The sequence below is a fragment of the Butyrivibrio sp. AE3009 genome (assembly GCF_000420845.1).
Classification (GTDB): Bacteria; Bacillota; Clostridia; order Lachnospirales; family Lachnospiraceae; genus Butyrivibrio.
In genome coordinates this window covers 116,418-141,493 of the sequence record NZ_ATVS01000005.1, presented here as the reverse complement: position 1 = coordinate 141,493, position 25,076 = coordinate 116,418, and the positions used below count along the sequence as shown (strand labels likewise).

Sequence of the window (25,076 nt, the reverse complement as noted above, 5' to 3'; positions counted from 1 at the left end):
GTATTATTGAGCGTATTAAAGTGCATGAATGTCATCAACTATCTTCTCGTAGTAGTAAGTACAATCGTATTTTGAAATATTGTAATCGTTCTCTTCATTGTTTTTGTATAGTTCAGCAGGTATTGATGGTATATACTTGCACCCAGGACATAGTCCAATAAAGCTCTCATGGAGCATTTTTAATATCTTGTTTACAAGCCCTGTATTTTCCATAGAATAATAATTATCAGCTACATACTTCTCCAGTAAATAGACCTTGGGATGCACTTTGTTTATGCATGACAGAAATATGCCTGCTCCAAGAGCCCACTTCTGAATAAATGATGAAATATCCGCCAGTTCTTCCAGAATCGCAGGTGCCTCAGATATAAGGTCTACAATTACAATATCATGCTCATTTTGATCACAATAATCCCGGAACTGCTTTTGTAAATCCTGATCACACAGCACAGACATACTCATATCTTTTATGCTGAACAGATTCTTGGAAGGGTTTTTTCTAAGCCGTGCGCACAGCGGGTGCATTTCTTTTCCTCCCCACCCAAGAACAGAATGATCATATACCGTATCAGAAACTCCAAAGCTATCCTTAATTATGTCAGACATCTGGGCTGAAATATCTTTATTATCCTCTGCATCTTCTATGAATTGGAACACGCCACTTAAATGATATTCAGCCTGGCTTATAAGAGTAGACCTGCATTGTTCGTATAGCCCTCTCTTTTTAAACTCACTACTTGTATATTCACAAAAGCCTCTGAGATTAGCTATCCTATCCTCCAGTTTCACTTTGGTTCTGCTTAAGGACGTGTCAACAATTCGGTAGATATATAGAGGTTCATAGACATAGTTTATTTTCAAGCAATAAGCCCATATCATGGTGTAGACAGCAAGATCTTCTGCAATTCTAATTTCAGGAAAAACTATATCATTGTCAATCCACAAAGTTTTTTTAGATATATACTTCCAAACCGCAGGTGAACCCTGACGCTCCATAATGCTGTGCTCCAGATATCTTATATCTTCAAGAAAGGGATATAACCTTTGTGACCGCAAATCCTCGCTTGCTATATAAAACATACACTCCGCGACATCTGCATTATTTGATGTAATGCTTTCATGCATTTTCTTAAGGTAATCATCACAATACTTGTCATCAGCATCACAAAAACAGATATACTCACCGGCAGCTTCCCTGATCCCTTTATTCCTGGCATATCCACTGCTGTTTATATCCTGAATGACGATCCTTATTCTATTATCTTTTTTCTTCCAGTTCTCACATATCTGTGAGCTGTTATCTGTTGAGCTCCCCGGCAATAATATCAGTTCGAAAGCAGAAAATGACTGATTAAGTATCGACTCTATACACTCATCCAGATATTTTTCAGCATTATAAACCGGTACGATCACTGAAATAATAGGTGTATTCACAGTTATCCTTTCAAAATAATGTCAAAAACTTGCTATCGTGTCTGCATATTATCATTTTACCATTTAAGCATTCATTTTTGCACGGTCTTCCACTATATATACGTTATGTTTTGTTCGATATATAGTGTATAATTATGTTATCTATAACTTATTTGATAATGGAAAGGATTTTACTTGAACACTAAACGATGCCTGCTTGTCAAATGCATAGATCTGGTTCTTAACGATTTATATTGGGGAACTATCGAATCAGGTAATACTTGCGATAGCCTTGAATTATCCTGTAAGACACTGGATTATGATGAAAATGAAATTGTAAAAATCGTTAAGTACATAAAATCCAATCCCTATGACATAGCGCTGACAATGAACTTTTCGCCAACTGTTTCAGCAGCATGTAAGGAACTGGAAATCCCCTACGCATCCTGGATCTACGACTGTCCTCTCCAGTCTTTATACAGCAAAGAGGCTCAAAATAAGACCAATCATTTTTTTATATTCGACAAATACCTGATGAATAATTGCATTGAGAGAGGCCTTCCCAATGTTAACTACCTCCCACTTGCCTCCAACATCTCCAGGATGGGACAGCTTAAAATAGATGTAGCTGATGAGACTGCTTACAGCTGTGACATATCCTTTGTTGGAATGCAATACGTAGACGGAAGATATGCTTACTATAGAGCAAATTTAGATGAAGCACTCAGAGACCAACTTAACTCTATTGCATTTAATATGATGGGTAAGTGGGATGGCAAAGACAGAATCCATAACACCATGTCTGAAGATCTTATAGATGCGATGGTCGCTCTATCTGATGAAGATCCGGGGGATAAGCTTGGCCTTCCCAGCAGGCTTTACTTTGAGGAAGTGGTTATGGCAAGAGCCGTTGCATACACAGAGCGCCGTCTTATGATGGAGCAAATTGCTGGTCTTAATCCCAGATGGTATGGAGCAAATGCAGAGCCTAAGGATCAGATTGCAGGAGTGGATTATCATCCCTTTTTAACCTACAATGACAAACTCCCCAAAGCATACAATTTATCCAGAATAAACCTTTCAACCTCTCTACACAGCATATTTTCAGGTCTGCCCCTTCGGACCTTTGACATTATCGGAGCAGGAGGCTTTATACTGACCAACTATCAACCGGAAACAGAAGAATTATTTGAGATTGGAAAAGAGATAGTTGTATATCACAGCTTTGAAGAAATGGCAGCTCTGGCAAAATTCTTTTTGACCCACGAAAGTGCCCGTATGGCAATTCTTCTGGCAGGTTATGAAAGAGTATGCCGTGATTATACCTATCCTGTAGCTGTAAAAAAGATATTAGATTCAGTCTTTATCGGGTAAATGTATGAAAAAGATAAGTGTGATTCTTCCCTGTTACAATGTGGAAGCATATATAGACAGAGCATTGACTTCAATCGAAGAGCAGACAATCGGTTTCTCTTCCCTGGAAGTAATATGTGTAAATGACTGCTCTACAGATGCTACACTTTCACATTTGCAACAGTGGGAATCCAAATATCCTGAAAATATCATGATCATTGATTTGGCGGTTAACTCACGCCAGGGAACCGCCCGCAACCTTGGTTTGGAATATTCTACCTGCGAATATATTGCCTTTGTAGACTCTGATGACTGGCTTGAAAAAGACTACCTGGAAAAGCTATACAATATAGCCCTTTCCGATGATTATGATATTGTTCAGTGCAGGTATATCAGGGATTTTTCAAAAACACTGATATATAAAGAAACTGATGATTCACAAAATAATCCTGATGAAGTACTTGTCATTTCCGTACCGGAAGATCGAAAAAAATTTTTAGTCAAAAAAACGATTAATAATCTTCCACATTGTAAATTGATCAAGAAATCACTGCTTTTAAATAACAATATAGTCTTCTCCGAAGGGCTGGCCTATGAGGATTCCTATTGGGGCGTTCTTCTGAACATGTATTACACCAAGGCCTATATACTGAATGAGCAGCTATATCACTACTATGTAAATGACGTATCCACCTCTCTCTCCACCAATGAGTTCTATCATGTAGACCTTCTGACTAATCAGATCATGCTATGGGATGAATTGGAAGAAAGAGGATTCATGGATGAATATAAACAAGAACTTGAAATAGAATTTGTCTATTCCTGTGCATTGATTTTTTGGAAAATGATAGCACTACGGTACGATGCACCACCATATTCGCTATACAGACTACTATGTGCATTAGTAAAAAACCATATTCCGAATATATTGAATAACCCACACATATTAAACAACGAGCTTTCTGAGCTTCATCTTCTGATTCTAAAAAGCTGCCTGAACATATTAAACAAGAAAGAATTTCAAAAGTTTGCACAAGACCTTAAAACTATAGGTATCTAGCTCTCATATACCATACAGGAGACAAAAATGTCCTTTTCAGATCGCGAATACTTCAGAAATTTTGAAAAAATCTCATGGTCATATCTAAGTAAAAACTATGATTACTACTATTTAAAAGCTATGCATGAAAAGAACAGGCTTGATGGAGCAGATACTATTATCGTAGGTTCATCTCACGCCTTGTTTGGAATAAATGAACATGATCTTACCTATGCAGGAAAAACAATCCAATTCAGTATCGCTTCCCAGGATTTATACTATGATTTTTTGCATATCAAAAAAGCTTTTTCAGAGGGCAAAAAACAAATAAAGAATTGCTTTATAAATTTTGGTTATTACATGCTATATCAGGATGTTTCAAGAGCAGAACTGGTCAAACACCTTGTTCCGAACGTCTATATGAATCTTTTTGGTGAAGAAGGCAAGCACAACTACGTAGATGCTGTCGCCAGAGATCCTCTTTCAGTAGTTGAATATAATAAAGACTTATATCCCCCAGACATTATTCGCTCTTGGTGTGAGTTCTGGAGCAATAGAACAGTAATGGAAGAAGGAACGTTTTTCAACAACATAAACTCAAGGGCAAACCATAATATGCTGGAAGTAAGAAAAGTTATCTGGAATACTTTGTCAGAAGAAGAAAAATATGATGTTGCCAAAGACCGCACACTCAATGGTCATAATAAACACGTAAAGTACGAGGAATCTCATATTGAGAATATAAAAATCATACAGGAAATGGTAAGTTTTTTGTACACCAACGGGGTCAAACCTTTATTTTTTATTACCCCTTACACAAAGTACTATAACCAATATATATATTCAGGCTACAAACCTGATATATACAAAGTTCTTGATGAACTGGATTATCCTGTTGAGTTTTTTGACATGAATGATTTTCAGGATGAGTTCACCGACGAAGATTTCCTTGACTCAGATCATCTAAATGATACAGGCGCCAAAAAGGCAACCGTTCTATTAGATTCATATTTAGAAAATGTCTACTTTGGGTAATGATACATTGCAAGAGGAAAAAGAAATGATCAATGCCATAGTTTTTGGACAAAACATCTACAGCCAGTATTTAATTAAGTTTATGGAGAACGGCTACAACAAAGTAGCTAATGAATTTGGAAAAGAGACTATACATATAATAGCCTATTGGAATGTATCCCACTCAGGCCCTTTACCGGAAGATGGCATTGCATCAATAGATAGCAATAAAGCCAAAGAAATGATTGAAACCGGGCAAGCTGACATTCTACTGATTGCCTCTCAAAACTATTCCGGTCAGCAGGATTTTCTTTCAAAGTTTTTTTCTATTGATATTGATCTGGATAACATCTATATTGTTGACCTTGAAAGTGAATTTAGCACACCGAAGTCTATAGTAGATGCCCTTATTCCGTATTACTCCTGCAGAAGGCTTCCATATCTGGAATTTCATATAGCAGACCATTGTAACCTGAACTGTGCCAATTGTGAGCATTATTCAGGGCTGGTAAAAACGCCTGTTTTTCCGAATTTTGCAAAGTTTTCCCAGGATCTGAACAGGCTTAAGCTCTTCTTTGATGAAATATCACTCATCAGAATTCTCGGGGGCGAGCCACTGCTCAACCCTGAAATAGAAGATTACCTCAGGTTGGTTGGTTCAGTTTACCCAAATGCTATGATACATATAGTAACAAACGCATTGTTACTTCAAAAAATGCCCGATTCATTCTTTGATACATTAAATAATTGTCATGAAGGTTCAGGCATTTGGGTCTCATTATATCCTGTTATGAACGACAAAATAGATGACTTAAAAAGCTTCCTGAATGAAAAAAGAGTTGCTTACGGAATATCTGATATAAACTCAACCTTCAGAAAGCAGCAAAAGCTTGAGAGAAGCGATGACGAATCCATAATTAAAAAATTCAACACTTGTTTCCAAAAGGGTTGCGTAAACCTATACGACGGAAAAATAGCTGCTTGTTTCCTGCCTTTTACGACAAAGTATTTCAATCAGTACTTTAACGAGTCTTTACCTGAAGATGGCGCTGTGGATCTGTATGAGGAAGGTCTTACTACCGAAATTATCAGACAGCGGATCAGCAAACCCTTTGAACGATGCAGATACTGTGCCGAACCGGTAGACGTCCCCTGGCATACCATTCACAATCCAAGCATACTTGAAGACTGGGTTATCTAATGAACAGTTTTACTTCGCATCCACTTACACCAGTTCGTTTATATACTTACAAATATCACCTGCGATCTTAAAATATATATTCCTACTGAAATGATTGATACTATCAGCATAGTCATCCTGTGAGCTAATAAAATCAGTGATATTTATGGCTCTCATCCTCTCATGATCATCTACAAACTCCTGGATAATAGGATTCATCTCCCTATAGACTTCGGCCAGCCCTGCAAACTCTTCGTTATCACCTTGATACTCCACTTCGCTGCCCATAAGCAGGATGATTATAGGCTTTCCTTTGACGTTGTCATAGATATAGTCCAGGTTCCTGAATAGCAGATCCAGGGGCGTTGTTCCTACAAACTCCCACTCTTCCACAAAGTCATCTATTATTTTCTGATCAAAAGCAAAACCGTGGTTCTGGATCTCTCCGCTGATAAATCTTCCTGAAAGAGCCTTATCTGTAAGCGGATAGTTCCTGCTGGAAAAAGATATGTAGCTTCCAGTGCGTTTATTCCTATACAGTCCGGAAGCCATGTCCTGAAGAAGGCTGTAGCAGATAACATGATACTCTTCCTCAAACATCTTCGTCTTAAAGTCACCATCTATAATAAACGGCACGCTATCAACGATTTCATCTATCTCTTCCTTACTGAGATTAGCACTCTCCCAGATGTGCATACTATGGTTCTGGCCTGTGGTGACAAACCCCATCTCATTTATATAATTAAACTCTGAAGTAATGCTTCCGCCGCCAAGATACGGCTCAATGGAATCAAGGTCGCAGGGGCCCTTAAGAAGAATTCGTATCTTATTCTTCTTTGAAGTATCCTCGGTGATCTCAAACTCCTTCTCTTCCTTGATCCAATCAGCGACAGCATCCCTTTTTAATTCCACGGAAACAGGCCCTTTCACCTCAAATTCAGGGCATCCCAGAGAGTTATAAATATACTGCTCGATTCCCATTCCCAGGACTCTGCAGGAAAAGAGGAAATGTTCCATCTTCTTTTCCCTGGTATTGTAAACAAAGAATCCGATTATTCCATAGTCTCCGAACCTGTCTTTGCACCTGATATAGCCACAGTCATTCCAATCGCTGCAAAGGAGCTTGGTCAAAAGCTTCTTGTCATCCCTGTTCTTGGTGTAGTTAAGCTGATTGCTTCTTGCCACCAGGTCTGCAATCCTGTCCAGATTATCCAGACAGTCGCGATTTATGGTGATTCTGATATCGCTGTCCTTTAGGAACTGCTCCTTAGAGCTGCTAACAGACTCAGCATCTGTCTTTTTCTCCAGAAGTTTGTACTGGGAGAGTCTTGTATGAGCCTTATCCTTAGGAGCAGTCTTATAGAAATAGTTGCAAAGATACGGAATTATATCCGGCCCTGCAATCATAAGGCCGTTGGCATAGAATCTTGCTTCCTCCAGGTTCCTTGGATTATCATCGATAAAAAGAACATTCTCAGCCCGAAGTCCCATGGTCTTAATCTTTGTGGCTATCTGAGGCCCCTTATCCTCCCAGTTGATGTTGTTAAATACGAACAGATTTGCTATTCCGGCCCTTTCCAGCTCAGACATAACCGGCTCCTCATCATTCTTGGAAGAGATGCTGTTAACAACACCGTGGTCGGTGATACTTGTGATAAGATCCGCATTTCCCATAGGAAGAATAACCTCTCCCTCACTGAGAATTCCCTGCCAGAAGGTATCATCCATATCCCAGATGATCATCTTGATCTTCTCATAAGGGAAGTCCTCGTATACAGGGTTCTTTAGAATCTCGACAGCTCTTTGTGAAAAAAAGCTTGCCACAACGCCCTTCTCTTCATCATCCATGCGGTCCTGATCCTCGCTACTGATTATCAGCACGTCAAAGGTTCCGGGCTCGTTGAATTCTATGAACTCATCCAGGCTGTTAAAGACATCCTCTGTCCTCTTTGCGATCTCGTAAAGCCTTGGATTTTCCTCAATTCCCATAACTGTGGCATAAGGAAAAATGCTCCTGATTGCCTTAAGCTCTGCTCCAAGGCCGCATCCGTAGTGGAGCACCTTAAACTGTCCGTTTATGTCATAAGGAATCTGTGAAACCACTGTTCCGCTGGCATGAGCGTATTTAAGGATGTCAAAACCATATTTTTCCACAAAAAGATTGTGATTATCCTCGAGGAGTTTCTGATAATCAATCTTAATAAAGCTCTGGCTGCCGGCATGATAGATGAAGCTGTTCCTTACCACCATGAGCCTGTAGCCATGGCGCAAAATCTCCATGGAAAGGGCATCATCCTCAAAATATCCCGGAACGAAGTCCTCATCAAAGCCTCCTACTTCGTCCCATACTTTTCTCTTTATAAGCATGGAAAAGCCTGATAATCTTACCTTTTCAAGGCATGGTCTTTCCATGGGCACATTGATCTTTTCACCGTACTTCAGGTATTCTTCAACGGTGTCAAACTCCACGTCAATCTGCTGCTTGTTTCCGGCGTAGTTGGACACACTGCCCACCGCTCCAATATCTTCAGCAGAATAAAGAGCTTTTTTCAAATGATAAACACTGTCAAACACAAGTCTTGTGTCATTGTTCAAAAGATAAATATCTGCATTGGCAAAGTCTGTACCGAGAACCACCTTGGCTCCCTGGTTACAGGCAGGACCAAATCCAGCATTTTCCGTATTTCTTATAAGCAAAATATCATCCTGCTCGGCCAGCCACTCTGCCACGCCGTCTGTGGAGGCATTATCCACCACAACTATTTTGTAAGTGCCCTTAAGAAGGTTACTTCTGATACTCTTTATGTTTTCCTGCATAAGGTAAAGGGCATTGTAGGATACGATAACAATGGTCACCCTGTTATCCACTGTGGAGACATAGGAATAATCTCCGGAAGTAACGTTCTTATCCTTTTTGTTCTGAATATCGTCCTCCCATATCTCCTTGTAGCCTTCCTTATACTCCATCTGAGCTGCCTGCAGCATCTGCTTAGGCGAGAGTTTGGTCTGATACTCAGGATTGTCAAAAAGGTTCTTATTATCTTCTCTGACTGTGTGACCTTTTTCAAAAGAAATAGAATGAAAATCCCTGGAAAGCCACTCAAAGTCCCTGTCGCAAATTGTGTTCACATCAAAGAAAGTGCCTCCCTGCCTGAAGGAATGCCACTCTCTAAGCTTGTAGACTGTGGGATATTTCAGAGCCACATAGGTTCCGTAGGTCTCAAACTCACTGAAAGCGGAAGACTGAATCTGATCTTCCGGAATAGAATTAATTATTTTCTCCCAGAAGGTTGTTCCGGGGATAGAATCGTTCTTTTCGATATCAACAAGAAGAGCCTGCATAATATCTGTTCTAAAGAGCATGTGCTCAGAAATAAAGGAGCGCTCGATTACCTTAGCAAAGCCCGGAAGGAGCCTTCCCATAGTTTCGAAATACTCTTTATGATACTCGTGCTTAAGGTCAATATAGGGCTTCCCGGATTCCTCCTGAAACATCACTATGTCTTTACAGGGAATAGTATCCCCATCCCAAACCATGTAGTATTCGTCGATGCACATGCGTGAATACTGCATCTTCAGGAACTGCTGATAGTACCAGCCGGTAACACCTCTTGGCAGAGCCTGCCCCTTAAGGAGATTCTCCATCTTTTTGGTCATGCAGGCATGGACTTCATTAAAGGGGATGATACTGTCCTCGTTAATAAAGCCTGCGCTGTTTCCGATATTGGGATCACCACTCACAAGGTTACCTACTCCATCTGTTCCCACGAAGCAGACCTGGCCATACTTCATATGCCTTATCAACCTTGGATACAGAGATAATAACCTTTCGCAATCCTGAGGGGTGATGACTATCAAAGTATTAAATGAATAATTTTCCATAAAAATCACCTGATCATTCATAAAACAGTGTGTTTGCTAATATTTCACCCGGCCACATTATTATGACCATATGTTTTAAAGAAATCATTCTTATATGAAAGTAGTGGTGCTGTATCATATACAAAATCATTTTTCCAGCAGGAATAGCCAAAGCTGAGCTGGTCACGGAAGCTATTATGCAATATCTCATTCCACCAGGTCTCCATGACTTTTCTGAGGTCCGTATCATGATGATCTCTGACAAGGACACAGGAATCGATCATTCTGCTGTCATTGATGTATTGCTCTTCTTTATATCTATTCATCTGTGACTTAATTAACTTGGCATTATCTTTGTTTAGAAGAATGCATGCTTCTGCCTCTTCATAAACACTTGAATTCTTGTAATTAGGAATACAAAGCAGCGGTTCACCTGTAGAATATTCTTCTATATATTGTCTAACGTCACCACAGATCTCAATTTTACCGTCAATCCATATGGAATAATCATATTGGCTAAGGATTTCATAGGGAGCCATAATCTTTATCCGTCTTGCAAGGCGTACAGGATCTAGTCCCTCGTCATTAGCGATATATCTCACATCCCATTCATCCGACTGCAAATTCGGATCATCAGTAAAAAGGATGTAATCAAACCCTTCACAGCGTACTCCTATCCCCCTGACAGTATCGTATTTCCCTGTTACTGCAGAAAAAACAACTCCCCGACCTGAAAATTCACTCTTAGGCTTTCTGTCATGAGTCTTGTAATAATCCTCTAACCTATCCTTATTCACTTCATGAGCCATTCTGGCAAATTCAGCATTCTTACATATATTCAGTTCTAATCTCTGCATTTTCAGTTCATAAATGGCATCAAGCATCTCACATTCATTAACAACCGCCTCCAATGTCTGTATAAAAGCTGCCGCATCATTCCTCTGAATCGCAGATGCCAAAAGGTTATGTTCCCCATCAGACATGAGTATTTCATCCATGCTCAGCGCCACATGCATTTCGTCTAGATAATCTGATATATCATGTGGATTTAGTTGTGAAATATCAACCTTTTGAGATTCAATCAATCCTTTAATTTTCTTTACCAGGTCAATAAATTCTCTTAGCTGTTGCATCACTTATCCTTTCATCAAAAGGTAATTCCCGACATTTTCAGTATTTTTCCGAATTGCACGTTAATATTGTATTTCTCTTTTACAGCTAAAGAACCTCTTTGTGCAATCTTCTTCCTTATGTCTTCATTTTCCAGATAAAATTTCACCTTGTCTTCCATTTCTTCAAAGTCTTTATATACTTCTATTTCTTTTCCAATTGTAAAGAGTTCCTGAATCTCAGGTTGGAAGTTAGTTAACAAAAAGCCTCCTGCTCCCATTACTTCAAATGTTCTAAGCGGAATGCCTGATGTTATGGAATGAAGCGTTGTTCCGATATTGATCTTGCTCAGATAATAAACCTTAGGAAGTTCTGTTTTGCTATTCAACCTTGGACCTACTGTGATTCCTTCAAGTTGTGCACCACTACTACCTGAAAAAAGTCTTAGTCCATACTTATTAAGCCGATTCACCAACTCAATTCTCTCTTTATTTGCCAGATCCCTTGTAAGAATTCTTCCTACATAGTAGTCTGATACATTCATCTTTAGATTTTTTATTGTATCAGGCGAGTCCATAGCCTGCATTTCAGCAATAGTGCTTCCAGCAAGGCTTCCTGTTATTCTATCCAGTCCATCCCACTTTCCATATGCATTTCTAAATGCTTCCTCATAATCCTTAAGTGCAACATCACTTAGCTTTTCTTTGACCCGGTCGTAAACATCATCTTCGTATAAGCTTCCTATAAAGGATACCTGACAATTAAATCTATCTTTGTCATAATCGGTAATATCAGATTCTGTAATTGCCGCCCCAGTATATGCAAGAGGCTGATGAAAAACATTAATTGCACCATAACTTTTGGTCGTCTCAACCTGCTTCTCATCAAAAGAATAAATAAAATTTACAGGATTTTTGACCTGTTCATCGAACAATGCCTGCTGCGGACAGTCAAATACCCAGGAAACATATCTGACGCCAAGCGAATTGCATACTTTTGATAATAATGAAGAAAAATTATATGAAATAACCGCATTCAGATGATGCTCCAAAATATACGAATTCAGCAAATCATAATCTTCCGTTTTATCACTGTTTATTGATATTCCAAGCTCGATCACCGAAAAATCAATCCCTGCAAATATTAGAGGCAGAATAAAATCCTCTCCTGATATTTCTTCAAAGCTCATTATTCCGCAGCGGATTGCATAAGGTTTTATGCCCATTTCTCCAGAGAAATTGACTATTGCATATCTTCTGCACTTTTCAGTGGTTTCATCTGAATAATCATAATTATGCTCAAATTGCTCTTCTATCCATGCTCCGTCCTTTTGCCCCGGAACCACTATCTTATATCCGCTGCGCCTGAAAGACAGACATTGTGATAAAGCATACATATACCAATCTGTAATATTGCTTTCGTCCCATTTAATATCATACTGAGTGGCCAGAAAATCTCCGGTCACCGCCATTACTTCCTTGTAGTTTTCTTCAACCGGAATTGACCTCTCTCCGGCTGCCCCATATAGTATGCTATGTTCAGTCACCATATCTGTAGAAAGCCTATCCGTGCCAAAGGCCCCAATCATCCCTATCTCAGGAGATATCCTAAATTGTTCTATCATGGAGTACAAAATATCTGTTCTTTGGAACTTAGTATTTTCTCTTATGTATATCTTATACTTCGCATCACTTATTTCTAATGCCTCATTATATCCCGCACACATGGAAACAGACTCTGTAACCCCCAGGTATTCCACAGTAAATCCCTCCGGGACACAGAGTTTACTTATATCCGATAAAAGTTTCTCATCATTGCCTGTTCTTATACATGCAATGATGCATATTTTTTTGTCATTCAATAAACGGTTTATCATACACTAATTATACTCAATATGCATGATCACTGTAAATCGAAAAAAGAGCCCCGGAAAACCGGAGCCCTTTTTGGGTAGTTGCAATGTTTTCAACAGACGTTTTATAAACAAAGCGTTACAAATATAATTATCCGAGAAGTGAAAGAACACCCTGGTTGGACTGGTTAGCCTGTGCCAGCATGGACTGACCAGCCTGTGCAAGGATGTTGTTATTTGAATACTTAACCATCTCGGTAGCCATATCTGTATCACGGATAGCTGACTCAGCTGCCTGAGTATTCTCAACAACGTTATCAAGGTTCTTGATTGTGTGCTCAAGTCTGTTCTGAATAGCACCAAGGTTAGATCTCTGCTCAGAAACACTCTGAAGAGCGTTCTTTATAGCAGTCATTGTATCCTTAGCTGCAGCATGATCACTAACAGAAATATTTGCTGTCTGAACACCAACTGCACTAGCGCTCATAGCACTGATACTGATCTGAATCTGGTTCTTTGCTTCTGTCTCAGAACCAACCTGAAGATTCTTGTTCTGGAATGTACCGTCAAGGAGCTTCTGATTGTTGAACTCTGTTGCAGCAGATGTACGATCAATCTCAGTTGAAAGAGCATTCAGCTCTGACTGGATATAATCACGATCTGTAGACTGCAATGTGTCGTTAGCTGCCTTAGTAGCCAGCTCGTTCATTCTCTGAAGCATCTCATGAACTTCGTTAAGAGCACCTTCAGCTGTCTGTACTGCAGAAATACCATCCTGAGCGTTAGCAGAAGCCTGTGTAAGACCTCTTACCTGACGTCTCATCTTTTCGGAAATTGCAAGACCTGCTGCATCATCTGCTGCTCTGTTGATCTTGTAACCGGATGACAGTTTCTCACTTGACTTTGCCTGGATACCAGTTGTGATACCAAGCTGTCTGTTTGAATTCATCGCTGTAATGTTGTGTTGTACTACCATAATTTTATCCTCCTTGATTTGTACGGCTGCGTCCTTGCAGCTCGTTTGGTTTAATTTACCGAAACTATTATCAGTGCTGGTCTAATAACAGTTCCTTGTTCTTTACACCTTTATTATCGTCCATAATTCTAAAAACTTTACCCCTATTTTTAAAAATATAATATAAATTTTCCATAAACAAATTGAAGGGCCTGACCACTCGGCCAAGCCCTGTTGGAAACGTTTTATCTGTATTACTGAAGCAGTGAAAGAACACCCTGATTTGTCTGATTGGCTTGAGCCAGCATTGACTGTCCGGCCTGCATGAGGATGTTGTTATTGGAATATCTAACCATCTCCTCTGCCATGTCTGTGTCACGGATCTGTGATTCAGCTGCCTGGGTATTCTCTACTACGTTATCCAGATTCTTAATTGTATGTTCAAGTCTGTTCTGGATTGCACCGAGATCTGATCTCTGCTTTGAAATTGAAATCAATGCTGACTTTATTCGCTCTATCGACCCCTTAGCATTCGCATGGTTCATTACATTTATCTGGTTACCGTCTGTCTTAGTAGGATCAATATCATCATTTTCTGTAGCAGTATGTGTTGCTGCAACTCCTATACTGGTTGCGCTTAAAGCCAAGATACTAATCATTATCTGATTCTCACCGGCTGTTTCTGAACCGACTTGGAGATATTTGCCTGTAAATGATCCATCTAAAAGATGTTGGTTATTAAACTCCGTTGACTCGGCAGTTCGGGAAATCTCACTTGCAAGAGCTGCAACCTCTGACTGGATGTACTGTCTGTCCGTTGTCTGAAGAGTATCATTCGCTGCCTTAACTGCCAGTTCGTTCATTCTCTGGAGCATGTCGTGAACTTCGTTAAGAGCTCCCTCAGCTGTCTGTACTACTGAAATTCCATCCTGAGCGTTGGCAGAAGCCTGGGTAAGACCTCTTACCTGACGTCTCATCTTTTCGGAAATCGCAAGACCTGCTGCATCATCTGCTGCTCTGTTGATCTTGTAACCGGAAGAAAGCTTCTCACTGGCCTTAGCCTGAACGTTTGTTGTAATACCAAGCTGTCTGTTAGAGTTCATTGCGGTGATATTGTGTTGAACTACCATAATATTATCCTCCATGAAGGGGGCCCGCTTCCCTGCTGCCTTTCCATTTTAATTTAATGTGCAGACCTAATGCGGAGTCCCTTCCATGGCTGCTTTGGTTTTGTTCTTTCACTATAAGTATCGTCCTTTTTTTGTCCTTCTTAACCCCTTGTGAATGTTTTTTTCTAATTTTTTTGAATTTTTGAAATTTTTTTAAGTTTTTCCGATTTTGCTATTAAGTTTTGTGGTTAAGTAGCCGATATAGATGCTCTTCCGCATAAAACAAGGCACGAAATAAATTTCGCTAATCGTATATATATTATATCGTATTTCGTTAATTTATACAAAAAAAAAGGAGCATATACATGCTCCTTAATGAAATCGATTTTTTTCAAACTGTTTCAGTTCTTCTGATCTAAAAACTGAGGTGGAATATCTTTAAACTTATTCATTGTCTGATAATAATTAAATGCTACCGCAGAACTCTTTTTATTACTCTCAAGGCGCTGCCTGGTAGTGCTGAAATACTGCTCTGCCAGCTTTTTATTTCTATGCTCGTGAGCTTCTATGGATAAACTTCGGTCCATAACTTCATGAATCAGATTCTGAAGTCTTCCTATCTGTTCCTTATACATATCCTTATTATTACCAAGTTCTTCTTTGACCCGGTCAAACAGTGACTGGAACCCTTCATCCAAAAGAAGAAGCTGGTCCACCAGCTCTCCCTTCTTTTCCACTGTATCATCAAAGGCCTTTTCATCAACCTCTTCAGAATTCTTCAAAACTTCCGTCTGTCTGTCGTTTTCCTCTTGAATCCTGTCCATAACCTCAATCTTCTTAATAAGGCTATCCTCCAGCATGTCCAAACTAGAAGCTATCATCCCAGTCTCCTTTTATGCATCCTTCACCATAACATGATTTGCTTTCATAACTTCAACCCAATTATCTCTAATTGCATGCATATGCTTATTGACCTCAGCAACTATCTCTCTGTCCTTAGCTATATTGGCCTCAACAAGTCTCCTTGCAATATAAGAATACATGTTTTCAAAGTCCTGAGCAACGGGATATTTCATATCTAGAGTGCTTCTAAGATACTCAATTATTTTCTCAGTCTTTACGATATTCTCATGGGCCTTAAATATATCATTCTTTTCAATTGCAAAATCTGCAATGTTGAGGAATTTGATAGCCCCGTCATAAAGCATAAGAGTAAGCTCCGGTTTTGAAGCACTCATTATCTTGTTATTTTTATACTGTGCATAAGCCTTCTGTTGAGTTGTAAGTACTGGCATACTTTGCTCCCTCTCAATCTATAGTTTTATTATAGTAATACTCTTATGCTATCAGCCTCCACCGCCAAAGAAACTTGACAATGAACCGCTGGAACTATTGATCTTACTAAGTGCGGTCTCCATCTTGGAGAACTTCTTGTAGTACTTGTCCTGTGCAGCCTCCAGTGCTGACTGTGCATCGGAGATCTTGGTGTTGTAGGCGCTATACTGTGAAGCCATAAGTTTATCTTCATAAATGGTGAATGCGCTGCTGTACTGCGTGCCTTTCATCAGATCTGACAACTTGGAATACATTGATCTTGACAGCTGAGTAAACAAATCCTGAACCATTGCAGGGTCACTTGATATGGCCGCCTTAAGAAGATCTGTATTTCCACTTGTAGAGTCATCATCCGGATCTCCGTCTATATGAAGAAGATCTCTTTCATTTTCTTCTGTTGAGAAATAGCTACCGGTAGCTATTCCCAGCGATGCCAATGAGTATTTCTGTTTGGAGCCATCCTTTAAGGTAACCTCAAAGGAACTACTCACAATATCTCTGAGAGCAGATCTGATAGTTCCAACTGTCTCATCACCGCTGAGGAGTCCTGATTTAATCTTGTTCTCCCAGTCCTCAACCTCGCTGTCGCTCATGGCATCTTTTTCATCATCCGTGAGCATCTTATACTTCGTAGCTTTATCGGCATTATAAAGAGTTGAAAACTCTTTCATAATGTCATTGTACTCTTTAACCAGCTTCTTGATGTTGTCATAAATTCCACTGGTATCCTGCTTGGTGGTAAGGGTTATATTCTCAGCCACTTCATTTGCTGTAATAGTTAATCCATTTATCTGGAAGGTGTTACTGTCAGATTCATACTCTTCATCATTAAGGATAATCTTAGCCTTAGATCCGTTCTGAATAGTTGCTGTGGAGAGACCAAGAGCAGCTGCGGCGTCGCTATCCTCAAAGGAGATGTTTGCCGCAGTTCCTGTTTCCTTACCTGCAGCAAAGAACCTTCCGGTGCTCTCATCAAAGTTAAAATTGATCTTATCTCCGGCTTCCTCTTTAAGTTTGCTAAGTACATCACTTATAGTATCGCCATCTTCTACTGTTATGGACTTACTCTCTCCACCTACGGTGAAGTTAATATCCCCGGCTGTAAAGCCTGTAATCTCGCTAAGTTCTGTGGACAGCTTGGCTTTTTCTGTTCCGGCCTTTACCTCTTTTCCACTCATGTATGAAGCTTTAGCAAGACTGGTGATGCTCAAGTTCTGAACTGCATCCATTGCATTTTCGCCGGTAACAACCGAAACAGCATTGGCATTGGAAGCTGTTGTGGTCTTCTTGGTATAGGCTGTTGAAAATCTCATGGAGCTGAGCGCCCCATTATAGAAGGAAACGACCTTCTTGTTAAGTTCTTTCCATTTATCCTGTTTCCAGGTAAGTTTTTTCTGGTCGCCCTTGAAATTATCAAGCTTGGTCTGTTTGGAACTGGTAAGAGCGGTTATGATGCTCTCGGTATCCAGGCCCGAATTCATTCCTGTTATTCTGATAGGCATAGTTTCTCTCCTTTCTCAATCCGTGAGTTACCGCATGGAAATCCTTTTCCATAAAGGTGTACCTACAGTTATCTCTTTTCGTCTACCAGGATGCCGGCAATTTCCCATACCTTGGCGATCATATCGAGAGTCTCGTCCGGCGGGAACTCTTTGATCACCTTCTTGGTCTCCTTGTCCACCATCTTGATAGTTACTCTGTTGGTCTTGTCATGAATTCCAAATACCGCTTCTGCATTGGAGCTCATGTTCTTGGCCATCTGAGAAATGGCCTTTTTGACCTTTTCGTTATCAGCCTGAATCTGCTCCTCAGTTTCCTGAAGGTGTGTCTGGGACTGTGCAAAACTCTGAGGGCCACTCTGAGTACCACTATTAGAACCTGCTGAATTATCAGCAGCTTCTACTTTTAGCTCCATAGCCTGAGCGGCATTGGCCTCCTGATTTACAATCTCAGACTGAGACTGACTCTGTTCCTGGACCTGCGTCCTTACCTGGGGCTGAGTCGCCTGAATAAGAGGACTAAACCCATTGATTGCTTCAATTCCCATAATTCTATACCTCCGTGTCAGAATCAGGAATAAACCCTTACATCTATAGTTCTTAACCTTTTACATAAAGTAAGACAGTTCTATTTATCCATTATATCGGACATGGGATATTTTTCTTTAGCTTTCAACTACCCTTCAGGCAAAAAATTCATAAAAAATTTATAATTATCTCTCTACTGTTCTTGTTCTCACTGCATGTCCTATTTCTTTAATATAGGGATTTTCGTAAATAAGAATCTCGCTAAGATCGAAAGCATAACCATTCTTCCAACATACATAGCCGAGACTAATCTGGTCTCTGAAACTCCACTTACAAAGCTCATCAAACCAGTCCTCCATAACTTTTTGAAGAAGCTTATCATGATGATTTCTTACCAACAGGCAACCTTCAATAAGAGGGATACTCTCGTCATATCCTGCTTGTTTATAATGTTCAAATTGCTCCGTCATAAACTTAGGATCCGCTTTATTTAACCGTCCAACTTCAATTATCTCATCCTCAATGCTCTGTCTCAGCGGATGTGGAGCGCATAACATGGATTTATCCCTAGAATAGTATCTGATATACTCTTTCAAGTCACCAGTAATCTGATTTTTACCATCTATATAGATAGAATAATCATACTCAGGAAGCACTTTAAACATAAGAAACTTATAATATCGATTTAATCTTATCGGGTCCAATCCCATATCATCTTCAATATGTACGATTGTCCAATTCTCTGACTTAATATCTTTATTGTCAGTAAAACAGTAATAATCTAAGTCTTTATCTATAACAAGCGGTTCATTCAAATTATCATAATTTCCGGTTATAACAGTGTACACGGCACCTTTTCCGGTAAATACTTTAGATTCTTTCCTTGAATAATAGTTTCTAACGATATGACGTACATTTTCATGAACTGTTTTGTACTTATTCAAGACATTTTCATACTTTAACAATTTCCCGTAAACATTCTCTAAAATCGAAAGATTTCCGACATAAGTCAAATATCCCGAATAGTCCCATTCTTCTAAAGCTTCTTCTATTACTTTTCCGGTCTCGGATTCAGCTATCTCCAGAGAATGGATAATAACGCTCAAAGCTTCAGCAGAAACGGATCCTTTGAAATACTCTGCCTTAAGCTTATATATTTCTGAAGTATTTTCATTGATTTCCAGAATTATCCCTAGTATCAATTGTAATCTTTCCATTTTTTGATCCACGGAGTAATTTGCCTGACAAAACCTTGGGTTATTTGATTTTTTTTCTACACTTTCTATTTTTTCTAATACTGAAATAGCATCAAACATAACTGCCCTCAATCTTCCATTTTGTTCTAAATTGTAAGAATTCCTTCAAGTAGTATTTTATAATCAAAATCCCTCAGAACTTTTTCCTGCCCTCTCCTTGCTATTACCTTGCGCTCATCATCGTGCTCAAGGTAATATGCGGTTTTTTCTATCATATCTTCAGGAGAATAGGCTATAACAAGTTCTTCTCCATCAATGAAATATTCTGCTATCTCAGCCTGATAGTTGGTAATAAGAAAACCTCCCGCAGCCAAGACATCCACCACTCTGAGAGGTATCCCCGATAAGATAGATCTTAGGGTGATATTCAGATTGATCTTGGATTTTCGAAAAACTCTCGGCATCTTAGTCATGTAATCGCAAAAACCAAGGTTACAGACATTTTCTATAGGCCTGGCTCCCGGTGGAGTATAGAGAACAGTATCAAATTTCTTTCCCATTTCCGTCAGGATATTACGCCGCTCATTTACAGTTACCTTCTTCCTGAGAAAATCCAATATTACATTGTCATAGTCAATTTCGTACTGCCCGGTATCTTCGAATTTTATGTACTCCCTCATCTTCTTTATTTTCTCATAGGGCATTATTCCCGGTTCACTAAAAAGGTCTGTTCCAAACAGGCTCTCCTGGGCCTTGATAAGTGCATCCGTATAGCCCTTGAGCTCCGGAGGAAGGTATTTGACTCTGTCATAATAATTAAATTCATTGTCATACAAACTTCCCAGGAAGCATACATCATGCTGATAAACTATCCTGCCATCGCTCTCAGCATCAAGCTCCTGACATATCTTCTCTAATCTCTGAGAATTCACCGCCAGCGTCGAATGAAATACTGTCTCATATCCTTTCTTCCTCAGTGTTTCACACAAAATCCTGTCAAACACATATACTCTGTTTACCGGATTACTCAATGTATGTGAATCCAACGTATAATGTGGACAGTCAAACACCCAGGAAATATAAGGAACCTCAAACACCTGACACACATCGGACAGCGCAGGAACATAATCAAAACTGAATACGCAGTCATAGTATTTTCCCTCTTCCAGCTTTTTAATCACCTTATCCGCAAAGATAGTAAGGTTTCCGGTATTCATCTCATAATAGCTATTATCAAACCTGATGATATCTATCTGATGTCCCAGTTTCTCCATGGCGTCCCTGCAGTCCGCCCCATTAAATTCATTCCAGTCAAAATACAAAATATTCATCATTACCCCTCAATAACACCCCCCCAATAATCCCACTACTCCAATAACCTTAACTCTTCCCTCTCCCCAAGGATTGCCGCCCCAAAGCCTATTTCCGGCGAGTTGGCATGAGTAGGAGGCATTCCTTTGGCATCGAGCCTTAGAGAATCACGAGGCGCACGAAAACCAGCGTTTTCACAGTGCTTTCGTCGGCCATATTTTCTCCGCTGCAGGCCACTTGCTTCCTTCGCCATTTTGCCCGTCCTATCTAAAAAGAAAACAGCGGCTGCCATTTAATGACAACCGCCGGAAATAACAATATAGATTTAAAGCAGCTTCTTGAGTGCATCAAGACTGGCGACGTCAGTTGCCTGCTTATTCTCCTGCTGTATCTGAAGGTAAACTTCCTTACGATAGATCGGAATCTCCTTAGGCGCTGCGATTCCAAGTTTTACCTGATCCCCTCTGATATCCAATACAGTAATCTCAATGTTGTTGTTAATGATAATTGCTTCATTCTTTTTTCTGGATAATGCTAACATTCTCTTTCTCCCTCCATGGTTGCGTAATTAGTCAGTGTCGGTCAGGCATTCTCTTTGTTTTTCTGCAGGATATCATAGATAGGGAATTTTACCGGGTATTCGTCGTTATCAATGATACTCTGTGCAGCCTTCATATCATGTACATTGATGATGAAGGGGCCCTTAAGATTAACCGTCATCTGTTTAAGATCATGAGGCACAGTAACTGTTACCAGCACCAGCAGCTCATCATCCACCAGCTCCCCAATATCTATGATATTCTGACGGTCAACCTGTGGATTGTAATCAGGGCATACAATAAGAGGATCCATAACAGGCATTGCAAAGTTCGGCTCTTCAATTGACTGAAGCCACTGAATAGTATTGGTCCCGCCCTCTTCGTCGTGCATGAGCGTGAAACGCTTTAAGTCCGGGAATCCGATAATGCCGTTTGGAAAAGAGATTATCTTGCTATCTTCAATTTCAACATCGCCAAAAATCCTTGTTGCTAATTTCATGTTATAACCTCCATTGTCCTTGATAGACACTACTACTTATTAATTATATACGTTATTTCGACACATAGCTACTATTTTTTAAATTGAGATGATTTGGTTACCCGATAATGTTTTAATATCCACTACTTATGGTGATGAAGTCTGTGAATTGAGGCGCCATAGTTTTTGATGATATACGCATGACTCCGCAAAAAACGCTCTCGTCATGCTACAAGGATTCGGAAATCGACATGCTCATACAATAATAACCTTCGCTTATTCGGTAAACTACGCATGTCTTTTTTCCTCATCCTTGTTCGGTCTTCAAGGCCAAGCAAATTATCATGCGAGCATGAAATTTGTTTGGCTTTGAAGACCTATATCATCAGATGTAGTTCATCAAACTCGTCTGACTGATCTTTCCGGTGGCCATGAGGCTGGCCTCATATGTGACCTGGGCTGTTGTTAGGTTAGTGGCGGCCTCGGCTATATCTATGTCCTCGTTCTCTGACTGAAGGGTCTTGAAGGTGGTGGTCTGAGTCATGAGTCTTGAGTTCACAAGTTCGAGTCTCTTGGATCTGGTTCCGTTGTCGGTTACCGCGATGTTGGCGGTGTCGAGGCACTGCTGCATTGAGGTGATCTTGTGCTCAAATTCCTTCTGGATCTGCTGCCTAAGGTGATCATAGACCTTAGTTGCAGCCGCTATATCCTGCTCAAGCTTTTCCTTATAATCTTTATCTGTAGAAGCATCTCTTTTGTCTTTAAGCGTTGCCAGAGTTCCTGATATCTGTTGAAGCTCATTAAGTATTCTCTTAAGATCTTCCACATTTCTTTTTACATCCGTGGTAAAAACAGCATCTGCAGTAGTATTAACTATTACCGACTGAGCAAATCCTACATCGTAAGCTATGTTGTGTGCGGCATTACCCTTGTTGTAGCGAATAAGCTTGCCGTTACTGTCGGTATAATCACAAGCAAACAGATTCTCGGGTCTTATGTCGCCGCTCTTCCATTCCTTTTTATCATAGACAACGTCTATACACTTGGTGCCAATAAGGTCAGGCATGGTTACCAGCTTTTCCTGAAGTTCCTTGTTAAGAAGGACCTCACCTGTTGCCGCATTGAGATACGCCCTTGCTCCCGTGGGATGCTCTTCAAGATCGATATATGCTGCATCAATCTCCTCTTCGCTGCTGGTGGAGTAAATAATGTTTTTATAGCCTATTGTAAGGCTGGTTTCCTTGTAGGAGCTGTTGATACTTCCGTTTCCGGTTACCTGAATAACGTTCTGGGAAGTTGATCCATCTGCATTTTCAGCAATTCTTTCGTCTACGATTGTATATGTTCCGTCACTGTTGACCGTTGCTCTGAAGCCATCCTCGTTGAGTTCGATCTGATAGGACTGTCCAATCGCTGGTAAAAGAGGAAGATTCACGGTCACAGGCTTATTGTCTTCCGCAGTATAGGTGATGGCGGAAATGCTCTTGGTCTCAATTGTGGTCTGAGCTGCTGCGATTCCTTTTCCCAGGTGGTCGCTGTCCACGATTCCGTTGGGATCTACTATGAGTCCGGGAGCTGATTTGTCGCCATTTATATATATGTTGTAGTTACCGGTATTAGTAACAGCTACCTCGTAAGTATTTCCTGTTTCATCCGTAACCCTGTAATTCTTTTCCCCCTCCGGATCCACAGGAATGGCAACATATCTGGTCTCGTTGGTCTCTGTGGTATAGGTAAAATTGATTATCTGGGTGGTGGTGGTTACGGTACTGGTGGCGGGCTGAGTCAGTTGTTCTCTCCATTTGAGAGTTGCTGCTGTTTCGCCCTGGGCGATGGGGTCGTCGCCGGGATTAGTATAATTCAGGCTATCGTAGGACAGTCTGATCCTTCCTACGGTACATTCATAAATGTCACTCTGCTTGACCGGCTCTGCGCTTGAGCTTACCAGGTCTTTTGCGTCAAGCATATGCTTACCGATCATTCTTTTTGATTCGGAAATATCAACCGCATCGAACTGATCCTGGACATCCGTATAATCAGCAGAAGTGGTTTTATCGAAGGTAAGAGGCGTATCTGTTCTGTATCCGGTAAAAATGTATCTTCCTGCGTAGTCTACATTACCTGTTGAGTAGTATTCTTTTGCCAGGGAATCAAGCTGTGAAACAATGATATCCAGGTCGTCCACGGTAAGGTCCATGTTGGCGCCCTTGGTGGCCTGCTTTACGCAGTCGGTGAGAACAGAAGTGACGGTGGAAAGAGCATCGGCTGTGATGTCCAGCCAGCTTTCGGCGTCTTTGCAGTTTTTCTCATAATATTGTGAGAGCTGGGTAACGTTGCTTCGAAGGCGGAGAGCCCTTATTGCGATAACAGGGTCATCTGAGGGGCGGGTGATCTTTTTGCCGGTGGCCATCATGGTGTTGAGCTGATCCTCGGTGACCTTGTTGTTGTTGATATTGTAAAGAGAATTATTCTGCATGATCTTGTTGGTGATGCGCATAAAAAACCTCCACAGACAATCCTTGTCTCTGAAACCTACGCATCCATGCAAATTCATTCATTTTCACTACTATTATCGGCAATTGCCGCCGGGAACTTAACCCGTACTATGACTGACAAAGTATAAAAGGACGGGAGGCGACAGGGGCGAGACAGTTGTGACCGCCGAAAGCACCGTAAAAACACTGGTTTTCGTGCGCCTCCTGATTTTCTAAAACTCTATCAAGAAGGAATGTCTCCTACTCATGCCTATTCGTGGACAGTCGCCATTCCTTCTTTCTCTCGTTTTGAAAATCATGTCGTCGTACAAGAACTGCGCATTTTTCCGCTACTTCCGCCGTCCCCACCTATCTCGCCCCTGTCGCCTCCCGCCCTTTTACACTTTGTCCTGTGCTATGGCTCCGAGGTGCATGTTCCCTGGCGCGATAATTCCTATATAGTGCAAACCTGAACGAACCCTTGCATGGTAAGCGATATGTTTCAGAGACTGCGTCACAACAATCACTTGTAAGCCTTAGGCAGCTGCTTTGTTGCAGCTGCCGGCTTGGTTCTTGCTATTTGCCTTAGTTATCACAAGAATAGTTCGAGGTGTAGCTTTTTATCATATGGTGTCAAAAGATACTTTTGACACCTACATCAAATTATTATTTTAGATGACTTTCGTATGCATTTCTAAGATCTGATTGAGTTATCAGTTGATGATTTAAGCTCTAAATGCATATTAAAGCAGAAAACAAACTCCCTTCAGTATGCATAACGAGGGCCACTATAAGTCCCTCCAGGCTAAAGAAGCATACGAATGAAAAGA

Annotated in this window: 19 protein-coding genes; 4 read left to right on the top strand and 15 right to left on the bottom strand. The window is 40.4% G+C overall.

The window, feature by feature from the left end; all coding sequences use genetic code 11:
- Positions 1-15 precede the first annotated feature (15 nt).
- Positions 16-1,434, bottom strand: coding sequence for a glycosyltransferase family 2 protein (locus tag G588_RS0104530; RefSeq protein WP_022777575.1), 1,419 nt, complete (start codon positions 1,432-1,434; stop codon positions 16-18).
- Between the two features lie 174 nt (positions 1,435-1,608).
- Between G588_RS0104530 and G588_RS0104525 the strand changes: the two genes are divergently transcribed.
- Genes G588_RS0104525 through G588_RS0104510 form a run of 4 tightly spaced genes read left to right on the top strand, consistent with a single transcriptional unit; the run spans position 1,609 to position 6,020 of the window.
- Positions 1,609-2,787, top strand: coding sequence for a glycosyltransferase family protein (locus G588_RS0104525; RefSeq protein ID WP_022777574.1), 1,179 nt, complete (start codon positions 1,609-1,611; stop codon positions 2,785-2,787).
- Positions 2,788-2,791: 4 nt separating this feature from the next.
- On the top strand, positions 2,792-3,826 hold the full coding sequence (locus tag G588_RS0104520; RefSeq protein ID WP_022777573.1) for a glycosyltransferase family 2 protein: 1,035 nt from the start codon (positions 2,792-2,794) through the stop codon (positions 3,824-3,826).
- Positions 3,827-3,853: 27 nt separating this feature from the next.
- Positions 3,854-4,840, top strand: a complete 987-nt coding sequence (locus G588_RS0104515; RefSeq protein ID WP_022777572.1) for a hypothetical protein — start codon at positions 3,854-3,856, stop codon at positions 4,838-4,840.
- Positions 4,824-6,020 (top strand): radical SAM protein, encoded by a 1,197-nt coding sequence (locus G588_RS0104510; protein ID WP_196804941.1) that lies wholly within the window; start codon positions 4,824-4,826, stop codon positions 6,018-6,020. The genes G588_RS0104515 and G588_RS0104510 overlap by 17 nt, the downstream gene beginning before the upstream one ends.
- Before the next feature lie 24 nt (positions 6,021-6,044).
- On the opposite strand, the gene G588_RS21255 is transcribed toward G588_RS0104510, so the two are convergent.
- The 14 genes from G588_RS21255 to G588_RS21240 form a co-directional block, all read right to left on the bottom strand.
- The gene (locus G588_RS21255) at positions 6,045-9,881 is read right to left on the bottom strand and encodes an HAD-IIIC family phosphatase (protein ID WP_196804940.1); all 3,837 of its coding nucleotides are present in this window, start codon (positions 9,879-9,881) and stop codon (positions 6,045-6,047) included.
- 44 nt (positions 9,882-9,925) lie between these two features.
- Positions 9,926-10,993, bottom strand: coding sequence for a glycosyltransferase domain-containing protein (locus G588_RS21250; protein ID WP_022777569.1), 1,068 nt, complete (start codon positions 10,991-10,993; stop codon positions 9,926-9,928).
- Between the two features lie 14 nt (positions 10,994-11,007).
- The gene (locus G588_RS0104495; RefSeq protein ID WP_081644250.1) at positions 11,008-12,846 is read right to left on the bottom strand and encodes a glycosyltransferase; all 1,839 of its coding nucleotides are present in this window, start codon (positions 12,844-12,846) and stop codon (positions 11,008-11,010) included.
- A 127-nt stretch (positions 12,847-12,973) separates the two neighbouring features.
- Positions 12,974-13,798, bottom strand: coding sequence for a flagellin N-terminal helical domain-containing protein (locus G588_RS0104490; protein WP_022777567.1), 825 nt, complete (start codon positions 13,796-13,798; stop codon positions 12,974-12,976).
- A 233-nt stretch (positions 13,799-14,031) separates the two neighbouring features.
- On the bottom strand, positions 14,032-14,907 hold the full coding sequence (locus tag G588_RS0104485) for a flagellin N-terminal helical domain-containing protein (RefSeq protein ID WP_022777566.1): 876 nt from the start codon (positions 14,905-14,907) through the stop codon (positions 14,032-14,034).
- Positions 14,908-15,287: 380 nt separating this feature from the next.
- A complete protein-coding gene (locus G588_RS19150) occupies positions 15,288-15,767 on the bottom strand; it encodes a hypothetical protein (RefSeq protein WP_022777565.1) in 480 nt (159 codons plus the stop codon).
- Between the two features lie 12 nt (positions 15,768-15,779).
- Positions 15,780-16,181, bottom strand: a complete 402-nt coding sequence (gene fliS, locus G588_RS0104475; protein ID WP_022777564.1) for a flagellar export chaperone FliS — start codon at positions 16,179-16,181, stop codon at positions 15,780-15,782.
- A 51-nt stretch (positions 16,182-16,232) separates the two neighbouring features.
- Positions 16,233-17,723, bottom strand: coding sequence for a flagellar filament capping protein FliD (fliD, locus tag G588_RS0104470; RefSeq protein WP_022777563.1), 1,491 nt, complete (start codon positions 17,721-17,723; stop codon positions 16,233-16,235).
- Between the two features lie 68 nt (positions 17,724-17,791).
- Positions 17,792-18,268 carry a flagellar protein FlaG gene (locus G588_RS21985; protein ID WP_022777562.1) on the bottom strand — a complete coding sequence of 159 codons (477 nt, stop codon included), beginning with the start codon at positions 18,266-18,268 and terminating at the stop codon, positions 17,792-17,794.
- A gap of 165 nt (positions 18,269-18,433) precedes the next feature.
- Positions 18,434-19,564, bottom strand: a complete 1,131-nt coding sequence (locus tag G588_RS0104460) for a glycosyltransferase domain-containing protein (RefSeq protein WP_022777561.1) — start codon at positions 19,562-19,564, stop codon at positions 18,434-18,436.
- Positions 19,565-19,590: 26 nt separating this feature from the next.
- Positions 19,591-20,778, bottom strand: coding sequence for a CgeB family protein (locus tag G588_RS0104455; RefSeq protein WP_081644249.1), 1,188 nt, complete (start codon positions 20,776-20,778; stop codon positions 19,591-19,593).
- A gap of 302 nt (positions 20,779-21,080) precedes the next feature.
- Entirely contained in the window at positions 21,081-21,296 is a 216-nt protein-coding gene (gene csrA, locus G588_RS0104445; RefSeq protein WP_022777558.1) for a carbon storage regulator CsrA, read from the bottom strand.
- 41 nt (positions 21,297-21,337) lie between these two features.
- Positions 21,338-21,793: a flagellar assembly protein FliW gene (fliW, locus tag G588_RS0104440; protein WP_022777557.1), complete on the bottom strand. Its 456-nt coding sequence runs from the start codon at positions 21,791-21,793 to the stop codon at positions 21,338-21,340.
- Positions 21,794-22,157: 364 nt separating this feature from the next.
- Positions 22,158-24,269, bottom strand: a complete 2,112-nt coding sequence (locus G588_RS21240; protein ID WP_022777556.1) for a flagellin N-terminal helical domain-containing protein — start codon at positions 24,267-24,269, stop codon at positions 22,158-22,160.
- Between the last annotated feature and the right edge of the window lie 807 nt (positions 24,270-25,076).

Coding starts and splice junctions, on each gene's coding strand:
- G588_RS0104520 (WP_022777573.1), top strand. CDS start 2,792: ATGAAAAAGATAAGTGTGATTCTTCCCTGTTACAATGTGGAAGCATAT.
- G588_RS0104515 (WP_022777572.1), top strand. CDS start 3,854: ATGTCCTTTTCAGATCGCGAATACTTCAGAAATTTTGAAAAAATCTCA.
- G588_RS0104510 (WP_196804941.1), top strand. CDS start 4,824: ATGTCTACTTTGGGTAATGATACATTGCAAGAGGAAAAAGAAATGATC.
- G588_RS21255 (WP_196804940.1), bottom strand. CDS start 9,881: ATGGAAAATTATTCATTTAATACTTTGATAGTCATCACCCCTCAGGAT.
- G588_RS21250 (WP_022777569.1), bottom strand. CDS start 10,993: ATGCAACAGCTAAGAGAATTTATTGACCTGGTAAAGAAAATTAAAGGA.
- G588_RS0104495 (WP_081644250.1), bottom strand. CDS start 12,846: ATGATAAACCGTTTATTGAATGACAAAAAAATATGCATCATTGCATGT.
- G588_RS0104490 (WP_022777567.1), bottom strand. CDS start 13,798: ATGGTAGTACAACACAACATTACAGCGATGAATTCAAACAGACAGCTT.
- G588_RS0104485 (WP_022777566.1), bottom strand. CDS start 14,907: ATGGTAGTTCAACACAATATCACCGCAATGAACTCTAACAGACAGCTT.
- G588_RS19150 (WP_022777565.1), bottom strand. CDS start 15,767: ATGATAGCTTCTAGTTTGGACATGCTGGAGGATAGCCTTATTAAGAAG.
- fliS (WP_022777564.1), bottom strand. CDS start 16,181: ATGCCAGTACTTACAACTCAACAGAAGGCTTATGCACAGTATAAAAAT.
- fliD (WP_022777563.1), bottom strand. CDS start 17,723: ATGCCTATCAGAATAACAGGAATGAATTCGGGCCTGGATACCGAGAGC.
- G588_RS21985 (WP_022777562.1), bottom strand. CDS start 18,268: ATGGGAATTGAAGCAATCAATGGGTTTAGTCCTCTTATTCAGGCGACT.
- G588_RS0104460 (WP_022777561.1), bottom strand. CDS start 19,564: ATGTTTGATGCTATTTCAGTATTAGAAAAAATAGAAAGTGTAGAAAAA.
- G588_RS0104455 (WP_081644249.1), bottom strand. CDS start 20,778: ATGATGAATATTTTGTATTTTGACTGGAATGAATTTAATGGGGCGGAC.
- csrA (WP_022777558.1), bottom strand. CDS start 21,296: ATGTTAGCATTATCCAGAAAAAAGAATGAAGCAATTATCATTAACAAC.
- fliW (WP_022777557.1), bottom strand. CDS start 21,793: ATGAAATTAGCAACAAGGATTTTTGGCGATGTTGAAATTGAAGATAGC.
- G588_RS21240 (WP_022777556.1), bottom strand. CDS start 24,269: ATGCGCATCACCAACAAGATCATGCAGAATAATTCTCTTTACAATATC.